The sequence below is a fragment of the Microbulbifer sp. NBRC 101763 genome (assembly GCF_040371615.1).
Lineage (GTDB): Bacteria > Pseudomonadota > Gammaproteobacteria > Pseudomonadales > Cellvibrionaceae > Microbulbifer > Microbulbifer variabilis.
The window spans coordinates 53,154-70,412 of record NZ_BAABQV010000002.1 but is presented as its reverse complement, the minus strand read 5'-3'; the positions used below and the strand labels follow the sequence as shown (position 1 = coordinate 70,412).

The 17,259-nt window shown below is 52.3% G+C and carries 15 protein-coding genes; 13 read left to right on the top strand and 2 right to left on the bottom strand.

From position 1 onward, the window contains the following. The first annotated feature begins 90 nt into the window (after nt 1-90). The 13 genes from ABWV76_RS05660 (at nt 91) to ABWV76_RS05600 (ending at nt 16,033) form a co-directional block, all read left to right on the top strand. Nucleotides 91-1,317 (top strand): hypothetical protein, encoded by a 1,227-nt coding sequence (locus tag ABWV76_RS05660; protein ID WP_051089521.1) that lies wholly within the window; start codon nt 91-93, stop codon nt 1,315-1,317. A 5-nt stretch (nt 1,318-1,322) separates the two neighbouring features. Further along, entirely contained in the window at nt 1,323-3,806 is a 2,484-nt protein-coding gene (locus tag ABWV76_RS05655) for a LamG domain-containing protein (protein ID WP_353375497.1), read from the top strand. Between the two features lie 157 nt (nt 3,807-3,963). Continuing rightward, nucleotides 3,964-5,535, top strand: coding sequence for a hypothetical protein (locus ABWV76_RS05650; RefSeq protein ID WP_020414165.1), 1,572 nt, complete (start codon nt 3,964-3,966; stop codon nt 5,533-5,535). A gap of 12 nt (nt 5,536-5,547) precedes the next feature. Beyond that, nucleotides 5,548-6,549, top strand: a complete 1,002-nt coding sequence (locus ABWV76_RS05645; RefSeq protein WP_353375496.1) for an FAD:protein FMN transferase — start codon at nt 5,548-5,550, stop codon at nt 6,547-6,549. Nucleotides 6,550-6,660: 111 nt separating this feature from the next. Beyond that, nucleotides 6,661-7,185, top strand: coding sequence for an AraC family transcriptional regulator (locus ABWV76_RS05640; RefSeq protein WP_353375495.1), 525 nt, complete (start codon nt 6,661-6,663; stop codon nt 7,183-7,185). 6 nt (nt 7,186-7,191) lie between these two features. After that, nucleotides 7,192-9,288: a hypothetical protein gene (locus ABWV76_RS05635; protein ID WP_353375494.1), complete on the top strand. Its 2,097-nt coding sequence runs from the start codon at nt 7,192-7,194 to the stop codon at nt 9,286-9,288. Then, on the top strand, nt 9,281-12,148 hold the full coding sequence (locus ABWV76_RS05630) for a tetratricopeptide repeat protein (protein WP_353375493.1): 2,868 nt from the start codon (nt 9,281-9,283) through the stop codon (nt 12,146-12,148). The genes ABWV76_RS05635 and ABWV76_RS05630 overlap by 8 nt, the downstream gene beginning before the upstream one ends. Beyond that, nucleotides 12,135-12,785, top strand: a complete 651-nt coding sequence (locus ABWV76_RS05625) for a tetratricopeptide repeat protein (protein ID WP_353375492.1) — start codon at nt 12,135-12,137, stop codon at nt 12,783-12,785. The genes ABWV76_RS05630 and ABWV76_RS05625 overlap by 14 nt, the downstream gene beginning before the upstream one ends. Beyond that, the gene (locus ABWV76_RS05620; protein ID WP_020414159.1) at nt 12,785-13,063 is read left to right on the top strand and encodes a hypothetical protein; all 279 of its coding nucleotides are present in this window, start codon (nt 12,785-12,787) and stop codon (nt 13,061-13,063) included. The genes ABWV76_RS05625 and ABWV76_RS05620 overlap by 1 nt, the downstream gene beginning before the upstream one ends. 239 nt (nt 13,064-13,302) lie before the next feature. Next, nucleotides 13,303-13,971 (top strand): MotA/TolQ/ExbB proton channel family protein, encoded by a 669-nt coding sequence (locus ABWV76_RS05615; RefSeq protein WP_020414158.1) that lies wholly within the window; start codon nt 13,303-13,305, stop codon nt 13,969-13,971. An 11-nt stretch (nt 13,972-13,982) separates the two neighbouring features. Further along, nucleotides 13,983-14,510 carry an ExbD/TolR family protein gene (locus tag ABWV76_RS05610; RefSeq protein WP_020414157.1) on the top strand — a complete coding sequence of 176 codons (528 nt, stop codon included), beginning with the start codon at nt 13,983-13,985 and terminating at the stop codon, nt 14,508-14,510. 1 nt (nt 14,511) lies between these two features. Further along, nucleotides 14,512-15,033 carry a biopolymer transporter ExbD gene (locus ABWV76_RS05605; protein WP_020414156.1) on the top strand — a complete coding sequence of 174 codons (522 nt, stop codon included), beginning with the start codon at nt 14,512-14,514 and terminating at the stop codon, nt 15,031-15,033. A 1-nt stretch (nt 15,034) separates the two neighbouring features. After that, complete coding sequence (locus ABWV76_RS05600; RefSeq protein ID WP_353375491.1) at nt 15,035-16,033, top strand: AgmX/PglI C-terminal domain-containing protein; 999 nt, start codon at nt 15,035-15,037, stop codon at nt 16,031-16,033. An 83-nt stretch (nt 16,034-16,116) separates the two neighbouring features. Here the strand turns inward: ABWV76_RS05600 and ABWV76_RS05595 are convergent, their stop codons facing one another. Continuing rightward, nucleotides 16,117-16,494, bottom strand: a complete 378-nt coding sequence (locus ABWV76_RS05595; RefSeq protein ID WP_020414154.1) for a DUF2237 family protein — start codon at nt 16,492-16,494, stop codon at nt 16,117-16,119. Between the two features lie 2 nt (nt 16,495-16,496). Further along, nucleotides 16,497-17,114 carry a DUF2939 domain-containing protein gene (locus tag ABWV76_RS05590; protein ID WP_282952190.1) on the bottom strand — a complete coding sequence of 206 codons (618 nt, stop codon included), beginning with the start codon at nt 17,112-17,114 and terminating at the stop codon, nt 16,497-16,499. Nucleotides 17,115-17,259: the final 145 nt, after the last annotated feature.

Here is a 17,259-nt window from a genome sequence, read left to right as displayed (position 1 = left end):
CGCAAATATTGAAAGTCATTCTGACAGTGTTGAAATTCGCTTTTAGTATGCCTTGCTATACCCCACTGACCCCATCAATAAAATAATCCAATGAAAAATAATTCGTCTCGAGCGCATGTGATCCAGCTCACAGTGGTAGGCGCAATAATCGGGGCCGGCCTTTGGAGTGGCTCCGCTCTCGCCGCTTCCCAGGATCAGGCCCTACAAATTCACAGCCGTATCACCGGCACAATTCCCTCTGAAAGTGTATTACTGGATATGGCTGAGGATATTGCTAATGGCAATCCTACTAGCGCTGCCTATACAGCCATGCAACACGAAGATTTTTACAATGTGACCCTGAAAAATCTCGCCACACCCTGGACTAACGAAGAGCAGGATGTGTTTGCGCCATTAAACGATTACAGCGCAACCGTTATCGGTATGGTGCGGGACGATATGGATTTTCGCCAATTGTTGTCGGCAAATATCCTGTATACCGGGAATGTTTCCGGACTGCCGGGTTACAGCACCAGTAATAACGATCACTATGAAGCTCTTGAAGCTGGAGGTTATTCCCTAAAAGATAATCTCGCACAACAGAGCCAGTCTTCTCTCAATGGACTTCCTGCCGATGCCACCGCAGGGGTGATCACAAGTCGCGCCGCAGCAAAAGCCTTTTTTAGTGCTGGCACCAACCGCGCCATGTTCCGTTTTACCATGCTCAACCACATGTGTCGGGATATGGAGCAGGTGCAAGACAGCACACGTCCACCAGATCGGGTTCGCCAGGATGTGAGTCGCAGCCCCGGAGGTGACAGTCGGGTATTCCAGAACAACTGCGTTAGCTGTCACAGCGGAATGGACCCTATGGCCCAAGCGTTCGCCTACTACGATTATGTCTACGATGCGGACAATGATCCGGAGGGGGATAACGGAGCACTCGACTACAACACCGCAGGGGATACAGATCCCGAAACCGGCAGTCGTGTGAAAGCCAAAAACCATATTAATGCAGCAAACTTTCCCCACGGATACCAGCTTCCCGACGATCGCTGGGACAACTATTGGCGTGAGGGGCCCAATCTTCACCTGGGGTGGAGTAGCGCCCTCCCCGGTAGCGGTAACGGAGCAAAATCTCTCGGTGAGGAGTTGGCCAACAGCCGTGCTTTCGCCACCTGCCAAGTCACCAAAGTTTTTCGCCAGGTGTGCTTACGTGAGCCCGAAGATGCCAGTGATCGCGCACGCATAGAATCCATCACTGACGATTTCAGCAGCTCCGGTTACAAACTGAAGCAGGTGTACGCCGATGCTGCAGTTTATTGCGCGGGGGACTAATAACAATGAAAACTTTAAAGAGCCTGCAAATATCAACCCTTTTATACACAGCGGCATTTGTTGTCGCTTGTAGTGGCGGCAGTGGCCAGGACACAGAGGAACAGCCAAATACCAACCAATCCAATAATGGCGTCAACTATTCAGGGCCAGCACCTGAAACTGATGACGTCAATCAGTACAAGCGCTATATCTGGGATAACCTGGTCGCACAGAATCGCTGTGGTAGTTGCCATATTGAAGGTGCACAGAGCCCTCATTTCGTACGCGGTGACGATATTAATGCAGCCTACGATGACGGGCGCGAACTGGTAAACCTAAGCCTACCGGAAGAGTCGCGCCTGGTGACCAAAGTGGGCGGCGGACACAACTGTTGGCTTTCCAGCGACGACGCCTGCGCTGAAATTATTACCAATTATATTGAAGAGTGGGCCCAAGCCAGCGGCGGCCTCAGTAATACAGTCACACTAACCCCTCCTATAGAACGCGATGTGGGCGCGAGCAAGAGCTTCCCGGTCTCAAGTAGTAACTTCGGTACTACCGTTTACCCGGTATTACGTAACTACTGTGCCAGCTGCCACAGTGAGGATGCCGCACTCGCACAAAAACCTTACTTTGCCAGCTCCGATGTCGACCTCGCCTATGAGTCAGCAAAGAGCAAGATGAATCTGGATACCCCTGCGGATTCACGCTTCTCCGTGCGCCTGGGAAGTGAATTCCACAATTGCTGGGATGACTGCTCCGATAACGAAGCGGAAATGACTGCAGCCATCCAAGCCTTTGCGGACAGCATCGCACCTACCCAGGTAAACCAGGACTGGGTTATCAGTAAGGCTCTGCGCCTCACCGATGGCATTGTCGCCAGCAGTGGTGGACGCGTGGAAAATAATGCGATTGCCCTGTACGAATTTAAAACCGGCAGCGGCACTACGGCCTATGACACCTCCGGCGTAAACCCGGCTATTGATTTAGCTCTTTCAGGCGATGTGGAGTGGATTGAGTCCTGGGGTTTGCAGCTGAAAGGTGGTAAAGCCCAGGGGGCGACAGCGACCAGCCGCAAGTTATACGAAACCCTCACCGCCACCGGCGAATATTCCATTGAGGTTTGGGCCGCACCGGCCAATGTAACCCAGGAAGGTCCCGCACGTCTGGTGACCTATTCCGGCGGTGACGATATTCGCAACTTCACCCTAGGCCAGGCGCAGTACAGTTACACATTCCAGAACCGCAGCGACAGTACCGATGCGGACGGTATGCCAGCTCTGATGACTGATGATGCCGACCAGCAAGTACAGGCGAGTTTGCAGCACGTGGTCGCCACTTTTGACCCGATCAACGGCCGCAAACTCTTTGTAAACGGCGCTGATACCGGGGAGATGGACCCCACCGAAGCGGGACTCTTGAGCACTTGGGACGACACCTTTGCCCTAGCTGTTGGTAGTGAAGTAAGTAACGGAAATAGCTGGCAGGGCTCTATCCGCATGCTGGCAATTCACTCTCGCGCGCTCTCTGCCGAGGACGTTGCCACCAACTATGAAGTAGGTGTGGGAGAGAAATACTTCCTGTTATTTAAAGTTGAAGAGCACACCGGCATCGCCGAGAGCTACGTGATGTTTACCGTTCAGCAGTTCGATAACTACGCCTATCTGTTCAGTGAACCTACTTTTATCAGCCTGGACGAAAGCGTAGATCCGAAAGGTATCGCTATCGAAGGCATGCGTATTGGTATTAATGGTCGCGAAGCGGAAGTGGGCCAGTCCTGGGCCGAGTTCTCCACAGAAATTGATGATAGCTATGTACCGCTCCAAGGCCAGCAACTGTCCAGATTGGGCACCATTATCACCCTTGATAAAGGCCCACTATCGGACGAGTTCTTTCTCACTTTTGAGCGTATCGGCAACGCCAGCTTTACTCGTGTAGAGCCCACCCCTGCAGCGCCACCGGAACCGGCAGACCTCGAGGCTCAACCACGTATTGGCCTGCGCCGCTTCGAGCAGATTAATGCCAGCCTGTCTCGCGCTACCGGTATTTCCAGTGCCCACCCGGATGTGATGGAAACCTGGGAAACCGTGAAGCGCCAGCTTCCAGTCTCCAGTGACATCACCGGATTCCTGGCGGCTCAGCAAATGGGTATCACCCAGCTTGCTGTGAAGTACTGCAGCACCCTGGTGGATTCCAATGAACGCAGCAGCTATTTCCCTGGTTTTGATTTTAGCGCTTCCGCTGGTACTGCTTTCGACAGCGCCGACAAACGAGCACTGGTGATTAATCCATTAATGGAGAGCCTGCTGGGCCACGAAATGAACTGGCACGACGGCAGCCACTCACAGCTGTCTAGCGCACCAGATCTAAGCACCGTGGAAGCGGAATTAAACAGCCTGATCAATACCATGACCGCCTGTGGCAATGGTTGTGAAGCGGGGCGGACCGAGACCACGGTCAAGGCCGTATGCGCAGCCGCCATGGGCAGCGCCATGATCCTGATTCACTGATTAAAAAACGGGCTGTCGCCCAGGTACGGTTTTAAACGCTGTACCTGGGAGGATCAATCACAGCCTAGACCAGATTGTCGAAAGAAAATTTTTAACAATCTGCTAAAAATTTAAAAAATAATTTACCGGCACATCGGATAAAAAATCCGGAAAGACTATGAGCAAGAAAAAATATTTTGAGCTGGACCAGCCCCTACGCCACCCGGACCACCACCGCCCGGTAACCCGTCGTGATTTTCTAGCCCAGGGCTTCCGCGCGGGCATGGCGACAGTATTAGGTGGCTCGGTATTCAGTATGTTTGCCAACCCGCATAACGCCCACGCAGCTCTGTCCTCCGATCTGGAAGACCTGCGCAAGAGTAACGGCGGCCCCTGTGATGTAAGCGCTTTCGGCGCCGGTAAAATTCCGTTTATCTGTTTCGACCTCGCCGGTGGAGCCAATATCGCCGGCTCCAATGTATTGGTAGGCAAACAGGGTGGCCAGATGGATTTTCTCGGCACGGCCGGCTACAACAAGCAGGGTCTGCCGGGCGATATGATCCCCTCTGCCGGAGAAGGGTTTGTTAACAACGACCTGGGCCTCGCCTTCCATAGCGACAGCGGTTTGCTACGCGGAATTTTGGAAAAAGTGGGCTCTGGCACTGCCGCGGCTACCAACGGTGCAGTAATCCCGGCACGCTCGGAAAACGATACCGGCAACAACCCCCACAACCCCATGTACGGTATCAATCAGGCCGGCGCCAATGGTTCCCTGTTGGCCCTGATCGGCTCCCGCTCCAGTGATTCCGGTGGTAACTCCATGTCTCCGTCGGCAATGATCAATCCAGAGGTACGCCCCACCAAAGTGGACAGGCCTTCTGATGTTACCGGCCTCGTGGATGTGGGCGATCTGGTGGGACTGCTCAGCCAGGAAGACACGGTTGCAGTGATGGAATCCATGTACCGTATTTCTGATGCCAAGTTGGGTAAGGTAAACACCCGCGTGGGGGCCGATGCCATTATCAAGGACATGGTGCGCTGCGGTTATATGAAGAGCGCCGATCTGGCGGACCGCTTCGGTAATCCCGCCGATCTGAACCCCGAAGCCGATCCGGATATTGTCGGTCCCTCCGGCATTTTTACCAGCGCTGAACTGAGTGGGGATGGGGAATTCCGCAAAACTGCCTCAGCAATGAAACTTGTGGTGAATGGCTATGCCGGTGCCGGCACTATCACCATGGGTGGCTACGACTACCATACCGGCGACCGTGCCACCGGCGAGATGCGCGACCTGCGTGCCGGCCGCTGTATTGGCGCCTGCCTGGAGTATGCTGCACGTCGCAACCAGCCACTGATGATTTATGTCTTCAGCGATGGTTCGGTATTCTCCAACGGAATGATCGACGACTCTGTCGAAGGTCGTGGCAAGGGGGTGTGGACCGGAGACGATCAGCAAACCGCTGCTTCCTTCTTCCTGGTATACAACCCTGCGGGGCGTCCGCAATTACTCGGTGGTAGCGCCGATGAACAGGCAAGGCACCAGCAGCTGGGTTATATGCGTTCCTCCGGGGATGTGGAAACGTCCTCAAGCCCCGCCGCCAACAACGTCAACCTATTGGTAGAAACTGTAGTGTTGAACTACCTGGCCCTACATGGTGAACAAGGTAATTTTGCCAGCCTATTCCCCAATCATGGGCTCGGTAACAGTACTCTCATGGACAGCCTGACCGCTTTTGCCCCCATAAGATAATGTGATGCCGAGATGTTGCGTTTTATTCGATCTCTCCTGTTTGGTGGTGCCGCCCTTTGTGCGGCACCGGTATTGGCCGAGTGGCACTATGCCGAGCGTGCAATCATGGGCACTGAAGTCCGCCTTCAGCTCTGGCACGAGAATGCCAGTGAGGCTGAATACCTGATCGAAGAGGTGATGACGGAATTCCATCGTCTGGATAACCAGTTGTCACCTTACAAAGCAGAAAGTGAACTATCCCTCGTCAATCGCGAGGCAGGTAGAATAGCGGTCAATATTTCCGATGAGCTGCTTTCTCTGGTGGATAAGTCTCTCTGGTTCAGCCACCTGACCGATGGAGCCTTTGATATCAGCTACGCTACTCTCGGCAAACACTATGATTTCCGCAACGGGAAACAGGCAGACTCCGCCCTTACCGATTCTCTAATCGAGGCGCTGAACTACCGCCACTTATATTTGAATAAAAAATCCAAAACCCTGCGCTTTGGTCACAGTGAAACAAAAATTGACCTGGGTGGAATTGCCAAGGGGTATGCGGTGGATCAAGCCATTCAAATTCTCGAACAGGCTGAAGTCTGCTGTGCCAGTGTCAGCGCCGGTGGCGATGCACGTATGCTAGGCGATAAACGCGGCGAACCTTGGCTGGTAGGCATTCGTCACCCACGAGAAAAAAGCAAAAGTGCCGCAGTAATTCCCCTGCGTGACATTGCCATTTCAACTTCCGGTGACTACGAGCGCTTTTTTATCGATGAACAGCAAGAGCGTATTCATCATATTTTCAATCCAAATACCGGGAAACCCGCAGATACAGCAGTTGGAGACAGCGATAAGTTAATCAGTGTCAGTATTATCGGCCCAAGGGGTTTTGATACCGATCCACTTTCCACCAGTGTATTTGTGCTGGGTAAGAAAAAGGGACTGGCGCTCATTGATCGCCTGCCCCAATTTGAAGCAGTGGTTATCGACAGTAACAAACGTCTGTTCTTCAGTCAGGGACTGGCAAACCCACAATAATCGTTTCAACGTCGTAAAAAATTTGCCAACGGGATCACACCAGATAGCTGCGCCCCTGACATAATTTGCGCCCATTACACAATAAAGCCAAAAGCAAGCGAAAGGCCTTCCATGGGACGCGTTCTCCAGTTGTTTATTTTCTCACTCGCTCTCTTCACAGGCGCAGCGTCTCAGGCTCAGCAAGAGTCTTTTTCCGCTGAAAAGCTGGAAAATCTAAAGCGCGATGTTATTAAGTTAAACCGGGATTTGTTAATCCTGGAAGAGGACCTGCTCTACCCCGCACAAAGCCAAGTAGCTTTTTATGTTTCTGTGGATATCGGTCACTATTTTCAGTTGGACGCTGTTAAATTACATATTGACAATAAACTCACAGCTAGCCACCTGTATACCGATCATCAGCGCAGTGCCCTTGTGCGCGGTGGTATCCAACCCCTACACAAAGGCAACCTAAAATCTGGTAACTACACCATTTCCGCTTTCTTCACCGGTCTTGGACCAGAGGGACGCGAGTATAAGCGGGGCGCGACTCTAGAGTTGGAAAAGACCGATGAGCCCGTTGTTATCGAATTGCGCATCTCAGATAAAATCGGCAAACAACAGCCGGACTTTGAACTCATTCAATGGCCCACGCCCTGATTACCCATGAGCTACCGGCCCCTCTCCCGCATAATATCCCTCAGTGTCGCTTTGCTAGGTGTCAGTTTGCCTGCTTATGGCACCGAGACCGAAGTTACCTCGGAAGAAATACCGCCTCAGGAAAAGACGCAATCCGAAGACAAAAAGTATCGCCAAGCTCAGGATATGTCCTACGGGGCAACCCTGTATGAGTACTTTCAAGGCAATAATTTCGATGCCCTCAGCACCCTGCTTGTCGCCAAGCAACGTGATTCAATTAAAGTTCACCGCGACAGTGCCGCATTGATCGAAGGGGGAATCAGCCTCAGTTTTGGTCTGCATCGACACGCTGCCGAACTTTTCGAGCTACAGCTTCATACCGGCAATCAAAATACAGATCCCAAACTTCGCCAGGCTGCCTGGCTGAAGCTGGCAGAGCTGAACTATTTGCAGGGTGACTTTTCCTTGGCGGCAAAAAATCTGGAAAAGTCTGGAGCCATAGATTCCTCCACCCTTCCCCTTAACCTGGCCTTGCGCAGTGAAGAAATCTCCACAGCCCAGGAATTCCTTAAAAGCGCCGATCTGCCGCTGTCAGAGCGCCTACTCGGACACATCAATCTAGGCGCAGCCTTAGCCCGAAGAGGAGAGTTAGTTGCCGCCGCCGAGGAATATCGCTTCGCAAGCACACTGGCAACTGAGCAGGATGAACCCTCAGAGGATATCCTGATACTCGCGGACAAAGCGCATATCGGCGCTGGCTACGCTATGGCATTGTCAGAGCAGTTTTCCCAGGCCCAAGCTGAATTTTCCCAAGTGCGCCTACACACCCCCTGGGCAACCAAAGCTCTGCTCGGGCTCGCTTGGTCTTCGATCAACAGCGAGCAATACCAGGAGGGGGTAGATGCCCTGCGTTTTTTATTGGCAGAACACCAACACAGTCCCGCCGCACGGGAGGCAAGGGTCGCCCTGCCCTATGCCTATGAAAAGCAGGCTGAACGCAATAAAGCTCTAAGCGCCTATAGTGATGCAGCCACATATTTCGAGAGCACATTGCAGCAGCTGCAGCACTTACAGCGGAAGCTGTCTTCAGAACCGCTGGCGGATGCCAGCCAATTTAGTCAGTCACAACGCTACGGCTGGCTACAACTGGCTCAAGCCGCACCCTTACTGCGGGACAACCAGCATTTTCTCTTACCCATTTTACAGAGCGATCAATTCCAACTGCGCCTGTCGGAGCTGCGCGACCTGCAGCAGATGGATAGGGTACTCAATGACTGGTCACAAAAAATTCCACAATTGCATTCATTGATCGAAGAGCGTCACCAAAGGCGCTCCGGCATCATCGGGCAGTACCAGAGCGCAGAGTTTGACCAGCAACTGCAAATCGCCAAGCAACACTACCGCAATCTCAACGATGCCCTGGCCCAAATAGAAGGGGAGCGTGACGCACTGACTCTGCTCGAAGCTACCAGCAACGGGGAGGGTGGAAATAACAGTGAGATATTCGAGATGCTGGAGATACTCCAGGGCGCTGAGCATCGCTATCAACTACTGCGCAGTAACGGTAAGGGGGCCGACTACCAGGGCGAGACCCTGGCTAAAGCCCGTGGCATTTTATTATGGCAAGCCAGCGAACAGTATCATCACCGCTTGTGGCAACAGCGCAAAACTCTGCAACTACTCGAATCCAGCTTACGCGATGGTGAGAAGCAACTAGGTAAAACCTCTGTAGAAGTGGGCCGCGCACCGCAATTGACCCAGCTAACAGAGCGTCTGGCTAGCACTGCGGCGCAATTATCCGGCCAACGCGCAGCCATAGCCAAAACGGCTTCAAAGGTTGAGGCTGCCCTACGCCGGGATATTATTGCTGAGCTGGAGCGAGAGCAGTCGCGGATTCACAGTTACCAGGCCCACACCCGCCTCGCTATCGCGCGCTTACAGGATGCCTCCATGCTAGAGGCCGCCAGCCAGCCTCCGCCAAAAAACCCTGAGAAAAATACTCAGGTGGAAACGCAAGATGGCGAAAATACTCACGAAAAAGGCAAAGCCACAGTAGAGAAAATAACTGAGGAAAAGACCGCAGAAGCTCTATTGCCCGATAATGAAGGGGGACAGAGTGAATAGGTTTGGTTCCAGAAGCTTTTCCCTGCGCCTGCTCACTGCCGCTATCTGCTGTATCAGTACCGCCTGCAGCAATCAGTCCGCACTGACACTTGCAGATCTGCCCACGGCCACGGTTGCTTCCACTGAAGAACCTGTATCAGCTCCCCCTGAGTTGATATCGGTTGATCTCGCCACTCTCGTGCAGAGCTATCAACAAGCACTGGCCAGCCAGCCAGACCCGCAGATTCGCGCACAGATTCGTTTGCGCCTGGCCGATCTGGAAATGGAGCGACTGGAGCAACATCAGGCGGATAACCCGGAAGTTTCAGTCGGTTTTGCCAGTGCGGTGCAGCACTACCAGACACTCGCCAAAGAGAGCCCCCGAGACGACTATATTCTCTATCGTCTGGCGCGAGCTCGTGCTATGGATGGCGAAATGCCAGGCGCACTGCAAGCACTGGAGCGCATCGCCCAGGGCGCACCTGAGTCACCGTTTATGGGGGAGGTTTTATTCCGCCGAGGCGAAGCGGCTTTCAATCGCAAGGAATATTCGGCAGCGGCACAGGACTTCCGCGCATTGCTGGAGAAGGGCGAAAGTCCATTTTCCGATAATGCCCGCTATATGCTCGCCTGGTCAGAGTTTAAATCCAGCGATTACCGCCGTTCCACGGAGATATTTCTCGAGTCTCTGGATATTCTGCAGCAGCGTGCCAGCGAAGCAGAGTTACCTCTGGGCCAGAAGCGCCTGCGCGAGGATAGCCTTCGTGGCCTGGCCCTGAATTTTAGTTACCTGGGCGGTGCCGAAGCTATCGAGTCCTTTAATCCCGATGGCAAACCACGAGGTTATCAGCACCTGCTGTACAGCGCTCTGGGCAATTGGTATCGAGAAAAAGAGTTATTCCGCAACAGCGCGGATACCTATCTGGCTTTTGTTAAGCACTACCCCAATAGCACTGAAGCGCCATCATTACATTTGCAAGCTATTGAAACACTGCAAAATGGCGGCTTACACGATGAGGTGCTTCCAACCAAGCGGGAATTTGTACAACGCTATGGTATTCGCAGTGAGTATTGGCAGCAGGCAGAGACAAGTCAGCGCGAAGCCCTGGCACAGTCACTGCGCCCCTGGCTTGAGGAGTTAGCCCAATTTGACCACGCGCGCGCGCAGGAACTTGCTCAGTTAGCGACCAAGGCACCGGCTAATAAAAGTAAACAAAAACAGCAGCTCAAAGCTCAGTCTCGCAAAGCTTACCTAGCGGCAGCGGAACTCTACCGGCAGTTTTCACAGACTTTTCCACAGGACCCCCGCACTCCACCAATGGTCTTCCTGATGGCCGAATGTCTTGAGCAGGCTGGCGACTACGCTGGAGCCTGGCGCGCATACAGCCAGGTAGCCTGGGAATATCAAGACAAGAAGCATGGTGCGGAGGCTGGTTATGCAGCCATTCTTAGCTCGGCACAAGTGCATAAAGAAACACCGGGGCAGGATGCCGAGCAAAAAATCCTGTGGCTGGATCGCAACATTGAGGCCAGCCTTAAATTTGCCCAGAGCTGGCCGCAGGATAAAAGGGCCTTACCAGTACAACTATCTGCCGCAGATAAGCTGCTACAACAGTCACGTTTTGCCGAGGCCATTGCCGCCGCACAAGCTGCAGATCAGTGGCAGCCACCAGCGAATAAGGCTCAGCAATTAAATATCGCGATGATCCTGGCTCACAGTCACTTTTCATTGAAAGATTATATGGCTGCGGAAGAAGCCTATACCCGTGCGTTGAATATACAGCCTAAGGATAGCCATTTGCGCGAGGACACACGCAAGCAACTTCAACTTTCCATCTATCGGCAGGCAGAGTTGGCACTTGCGCAACCAGCACTCACCGAGGATGGCAGAGAGATTCCCAGTGAGGAGGCGTTGCGCCACCTGCTGCGAATCAGGGAGAGTGGACGCAGCGAAATTGCAGCCACCGCCCAGTATGACGCGATCAATTACCTGATGGAATTACAGCAGTGGCAGCGTGCCAGTGCTGAACTTGCAGACTTCCGGAGTTTCTATCCTGCACATCAGCTGGCACCTACCCTCGCCGCCAAGGCGGTAGTTATTTTTGAAGCCTTGAAAATGCCTGCCGCTGCGGCCGGCGAATTACTGCAACTTGCACAAAATGACCCCGACCGAGAAGTACGTCGCCAATCCTTATTCCTCGCGGCGGAAAGCCTGCAAAAAGCAGGTGAGCATCAAGGTGCCATTGAGAGTTACCGTAACTACAACAAGCTCTGGCCAAAGCCTGTTGAACAACGTCTGGAAGCGCAATATCAGTTAGTGCAACTGTACGCGCAAACCAATCAACCTAATAAACAGAATTATTGGCTACAGCAATTAGCAAAAAATTCAGAAAAATCCCCTCGGGGCCGCTACCTGTCCGCCTATTCCCAAAGCGCATTGGCAGAGCAGAGCTATGAAAAATTCGCTTCATTAAAATTGTACTTGCCGCTAAAAACCAGTCTCGCCAATAAAAAGCGCGCGATGAAAACCACCGTGGCCGATTATCGCAAGGTTCTCGAGCTGGAAATTGCGGAATTCACCACCCAGGCCAATTTCCGTTTAGCTGAAGTTTATCGACAGCTCAGCCATGACCTGATGGAATCTCAACGCCCCAAAAACCTGAATGACCTTGAGTTGGAGCAGTACGAAATCCTACTGGAAGAGCAGGCCTTCCCCTTCGAGGAAAAGGCTATAGAGCTGCATCAGGCCAATATTCAGCGCACCAGTGATGGAATTTACGACGACTGGGTCAAACGTAGTTTTGCCTCACTCGGCGAACTGTTACCCGCACGCTATAAAAAATCGGAAGCAACCCTGGAGTGGAGCCATGCACTGCATTGATTTGCGCAATTGCCCCAGTGGTATTTTTCGCCTCACAGCAACACTACTGATTCTGGCGACACTCAGCGCCTGTGGCAGCCTTCCACTTGGTAAAAATGCTCAACAGAAGGACGCCTCAATTGAGCATGTAATTACCGAAAACCCCTATTTGGCGGATGCCAAGCGGGTTCCCAAAGAGGCCAGCGTCGCTATGGCTCAGGCACACGAGAGCTTTAAAAACGGAGATAGCTCAACCGCAGTGCAGCAGCTACAGCAGGTCATTGAACGCTGGCCAGAGCTCTCTGGCCCCTGGCTAAACCTCGGGATAGTACAGCAGAAAAGTGAACAGGCCGAGAATGCGGAAAATAGCTTTCGCAAGGCGATTGAGGTCAATGACGGTAATGTATTTGCCTGGAATCAGTTGGCTGCACTACTACGCGACGCTGGCCGTTTCGAAGAGGCCGAACAGTGCTACCTGCAGGCGCTGAACCTTTGGCCCGACTTTAGCGATGCGCACCGCAATCTGGGTATTCTCTATGACCTCTATCTAAACAGGCCGGAAGAGGCATTACAGCAATACCGTTTGGCCCAGAGCAGTCGAGAACAAGAAGACAAATTACTCGGCGCTTGGATACTGGAACTGGAGCGTAGACTCTGATGCGAGATAAATTAATCATTCTAATGTCCGTAATATGCACCTGCTTCACCGCCCGTGCCGAAGAAATCACCACATTGGAATCCACGGTAATCGGCAGCCAGGAACAGCCCAAGGTGCTGTATATCATCCCTTGGAAGCAAGCCGACAGCCTGCAGCGCCTTGATAGTTCTCTGGCTCAAAATTTTAATACCGTTTTCAAGCACCAGGAGTTCTCAGAATTGAAACGGGAAATTCAACTGCTCAGTGCCAAGCCGGTTATTGAAGCAAAAAATGAATAGAAAAAATAATAATACTCATCAAGCACCACAAACTAATGTAATCGTGCTTTTTTGCTGAAACTCAGCACTCCAGTGGAGCAGGGATAAGCCACCACAGGTATTTCACTTATCAGGAGATGATTGTCGAGCCCTCATCAGGCCCCACAATATTCATCAGTATCATGTCCGATGTCCATGGAATGGCCGTTTGGCAAAAAAATATCGCTAATTAAACACTTTCTTCTGTGGAGACACTCATCATGGAATTTACTCAGGCGTTATTGCGCTTTTTCCAGACTGGCGGCCCTTTTATGTACCCTATTGCCCTGGTGCTGGTTATCGGCCTCGTCATGGTAGTGGAACGCTGGATTTTTCTTTCCCGCGCTAAGAGCGCCAATCGCCGCGCTTATCTGCAGGTATTACCACTGCTACAAAAACGCAGTTACCAGAATGTATTACAACTGGCCCGGGACAACGATGCTGCGATGGGTCGCATTGCCGCCGCCGGTATTAATACCCTGCAATTCGCCAAGCGCGAGGAAAATATTGCATTGGCAATCGAAGAGGGCATCCTCGAAGCAGTACCGCGCCTGGAAAAGCGCACCAACTACCTGGCTACCCTGGCCAATATTGCTACCCTACTCGGTTTGTTAGGCACCATTATGGGCCTTATCGCAGCATTCACCGCTGTAGCCGCTGCCGACCCTGCGGAAAAAGCCACTATGTTGTCTACCAGTATCTCCGTAGCAATGAATACCACCGCATTCGGGCTTATCTCAGCAATTCCCCTTCTGCTATTTAATTCCATGCTACAAAACAAGACCAATGAAATTGTAGATAGCCTGCAGATGGCCGGAGTAAAGTTCCTAAACCTTTTGACTATGGGCCGCCCACAAAAAACGGAACAGCAGCGCGCAGTGAATGCCTGAGGGCTCTCGCCATGTTGAAATTAAATATTCGTCGCCGTGGACACGAGGAAGCAGAGCTGGACATCACCTCTTTTATGAGCCTGATGACTATCCTGGTTCCTGTACTACTGCTCAATATGGTGTTTTCCCATATTTCAGTTTTAAAACTCAATCTTCCTGGCATCAGTGATGGAAGCAGTAGTGCAACTGAACAGGAAAATCGACAGTTGGAACTGGTATTACGCACCGCACATGTTGATATCAATTACCCGGCCGGGCAACTAGTCAGGCGAGTGGAGAATACCGATGGTGAACCAGATATGGAAACTGTTTCCCTGATACTGCAGCAGATAAAGCGTAACTTAAGGGAAAAATCCATCGAGAAAGACGACTTGGTCATTCTTTCGGAAAAAGGTACATCCTATAAAACCCTGGTGGCAGCAATGGATACCGCACGCAGTTATCGAGCAGTAGTTGCCGCATCAGTCGTCGATGCCGAGTTGTTCCCACAGATTTCCCTGGGCGATGCCCCCCAGCAAACAACCGTAGCGGGGAAATAAAATGATGCTTAACGCAGCCGCCAAATTACAGGAGCGGCGTCAGCGACAGAAACGACAGCAATCGAAGCTCAATCTGGTTTCTCTAATGGACATTTTCACCATCCTGGTATTTTTCCTGTTGGTGAACTCCACTAGCGATGTACAGGTTTTGCAAACAGACAAAACCATCAAGCTACCCAAGTCCACTTCCCAGCAAAAGCCGGAGGTCACTACGGTTGTGAGGGTCAATAACCAGCAACTATTCGTTGGTGATCGCATGATCGTGGGCATTAATAATATTGATGCTGGTAAGGAAAATATTGAACCCCTTTTGAAGGAACTGGAGTACCGCGCCGAACGCGCCGGTGAACTCAGCGACGAGCAAAAGCAAAGGGGACGCTCGGTCACCATTATGGGCGACGAGCAGGTTCCCTATGAGTTACTCAAACAGATTATGCAGACCTGCGCCCAGGCAGATTACCGCGATATCTCTTTTGCTGTAGAGCAGACAGCACCAATAGATCCTGCGGGGGTGGAAAGCTGATATGAGCACTGCAACCAGCCGCTATGCCCCTTGGCAACTACAGGAAACCCTGTTGCCCTGGTCTGCTTCCAACCAGGAAGACCAGCGCTTTGTAAAATTCCTGCGTGCAGGGCTTATTGTCTTCGCCGTTTGTGGTTCCGTCATTACCTTTGCTCCAGTGCCGGAGCTGACCAGAGAACAGGCAGAACGAGTGCCACCACAACTGGCCAAGGTTATCCTGGAGAAGAAGGAACTCCCTAAGCCCAAACCCAAGGCCAAACCCAAGCCTGAGGAAAAAAAGCCTGAGGCAGAGAAGCCCAAAGAAAAACCGGAACCAAAAAAAGTCGAGAAGGAAAAGCCGAAACCGGCTCCCAAACCCGAGCCCAGCAAAGTAGAGGCACCCCCTGTTGCCACTATACAAAAGGCGCGGGAAAAAGCGGCGAGCAGCGGCATCAACGCCCTGGCCGACGATCTATTGGATATGCGTGAGAGTTTTAACACGGGTGAGGTTACCCGCGGTCAGCTCAGTGCCGGTAACGCCACTGCCGCACAAACACAGCGCAATATGATCAGCGACAAATCCAAAACTTCGAGCGGCGGTGTCAGGGCCGGGAGCATCAGCACTGACACGGGAGGCGTCTCACTGGCGGGCCGACAAACCACTCGGGTTGAGCAGGCCCAAGCGAAGGGCTCCGCCAAGCAGGCAGCCAGGAGAGTCAGGGGTGAGAAGTTGGCGCGAACCGACAATGCCATTCGCGGCATAATGGAGGCCAACAAGGCGGCAATCAATGCGATCTACGATCGTGCCTTACGCCGTGATCCCACCCTGCAGGGTAAAATTACCGTGCAGCTGGTCATTGAAGCAAACGGCACTATTTCGTCCATCAAGTTGATAGAGAGTGAGCTGGACAACCCCGCCCTGGAGCGCAAGCTGCTGGCGAGAATCCGTATGATTAACTTTGGTGCTGCGGATGTTAAAGCCACAACCCGCAATTACTCTATCGACTTCCTGCCATCCTGATCAGGATTATGGATAAATGACATTGGCACAGCGCAGCAAACCTTTAAAGCTTGTCCGCTGTGCCAATTTCTCTTACGCACTGATTAATTCAAATCTGCAGCGTATTGTCGCAGTAGATGTAGAGGTACTATCTTCAGAGCTTTCACATGGGTACGCTGTAAAAAAACTCTCGGTGCCCTATCCTGCTGCTGGGCCTCCAACCAGCGGGCGGCGCACAGGCACCAGCGATCTCCCGGAGCCAATCCCGGAAACCCGTACTCCTCAATCGGTGTACTCAGGTCGTTGCCACGGCTGCGGGAAAACGCCAAGAACTCATCATTCACTTCCACACAAACCGTGTGGGAGCCTTGATCCTCTTTACAGGTGTTGCAGCAGCCATCGCGAAAAAAACCGGTCGTCGGCTCCAGGCTACAAGGAACTAAGGGGTCACCGAATACATTAACCGAGCTGTCCATTTCCATAATTAACCCTCCCGGCCCTGGTCACTGATTAGTTCGATATCCACCAACTGCCAGTGCAGCCCATTGCGCTGCATAAGCACACGTAATTCGGCGCGATCGTTCTCGCCATACTCGGCACTCAGGTGATTGATATCAGTAAAGCGCCAGCTCATGCGTTGCCAGCTACTATTGGAAGTGCCACCTGTTTCCTGGTCATTTTCCAGGACAGGGGCAGCCTCTTGCTGAGAATCCTGGGCGAACAGCTCCCGCTCAAAAGCCTGCAAGTCCTCACCACCACGCAGTAATCTGGCAACACCTTCCGGGGTAATAAACTGTTGCAGCAATGGCCCCATAAAGAAATTGGCCCCAGCAGTCACTAGTTCATCAAATTCCTGTGGTATCGAATTGCCAATGGAGGAGCGCAGCTGACTTTGCAGGCGAAGCTTTAAATTGTCACGTAATACCGGAAAATCCACATAGCGTTCCAAGGTATCAATACTCTCTCGCCTTGTCTCAGGCTCATCTGCCACAGCCATCTGAGCTGCCCGCTGCAGCTGTTCGAGCGCATAAAAGGGCAACATCACGTAACCCGCAATCAGCAGCACCAGTACCACAGCCCCAGACCACAGTGTTTTCTTCATTATCACCTTCCTCTCAACCTATAAGTCGATTTTATGCTGAGAAAGGTTCATCACCTAATCCGCCACTGTGCTGGCGTGGCATTGTTCCCACATCGCGCCTGTGAGATATTCGCATCCAAGACTCTGCACGCCTACAAAATAAACC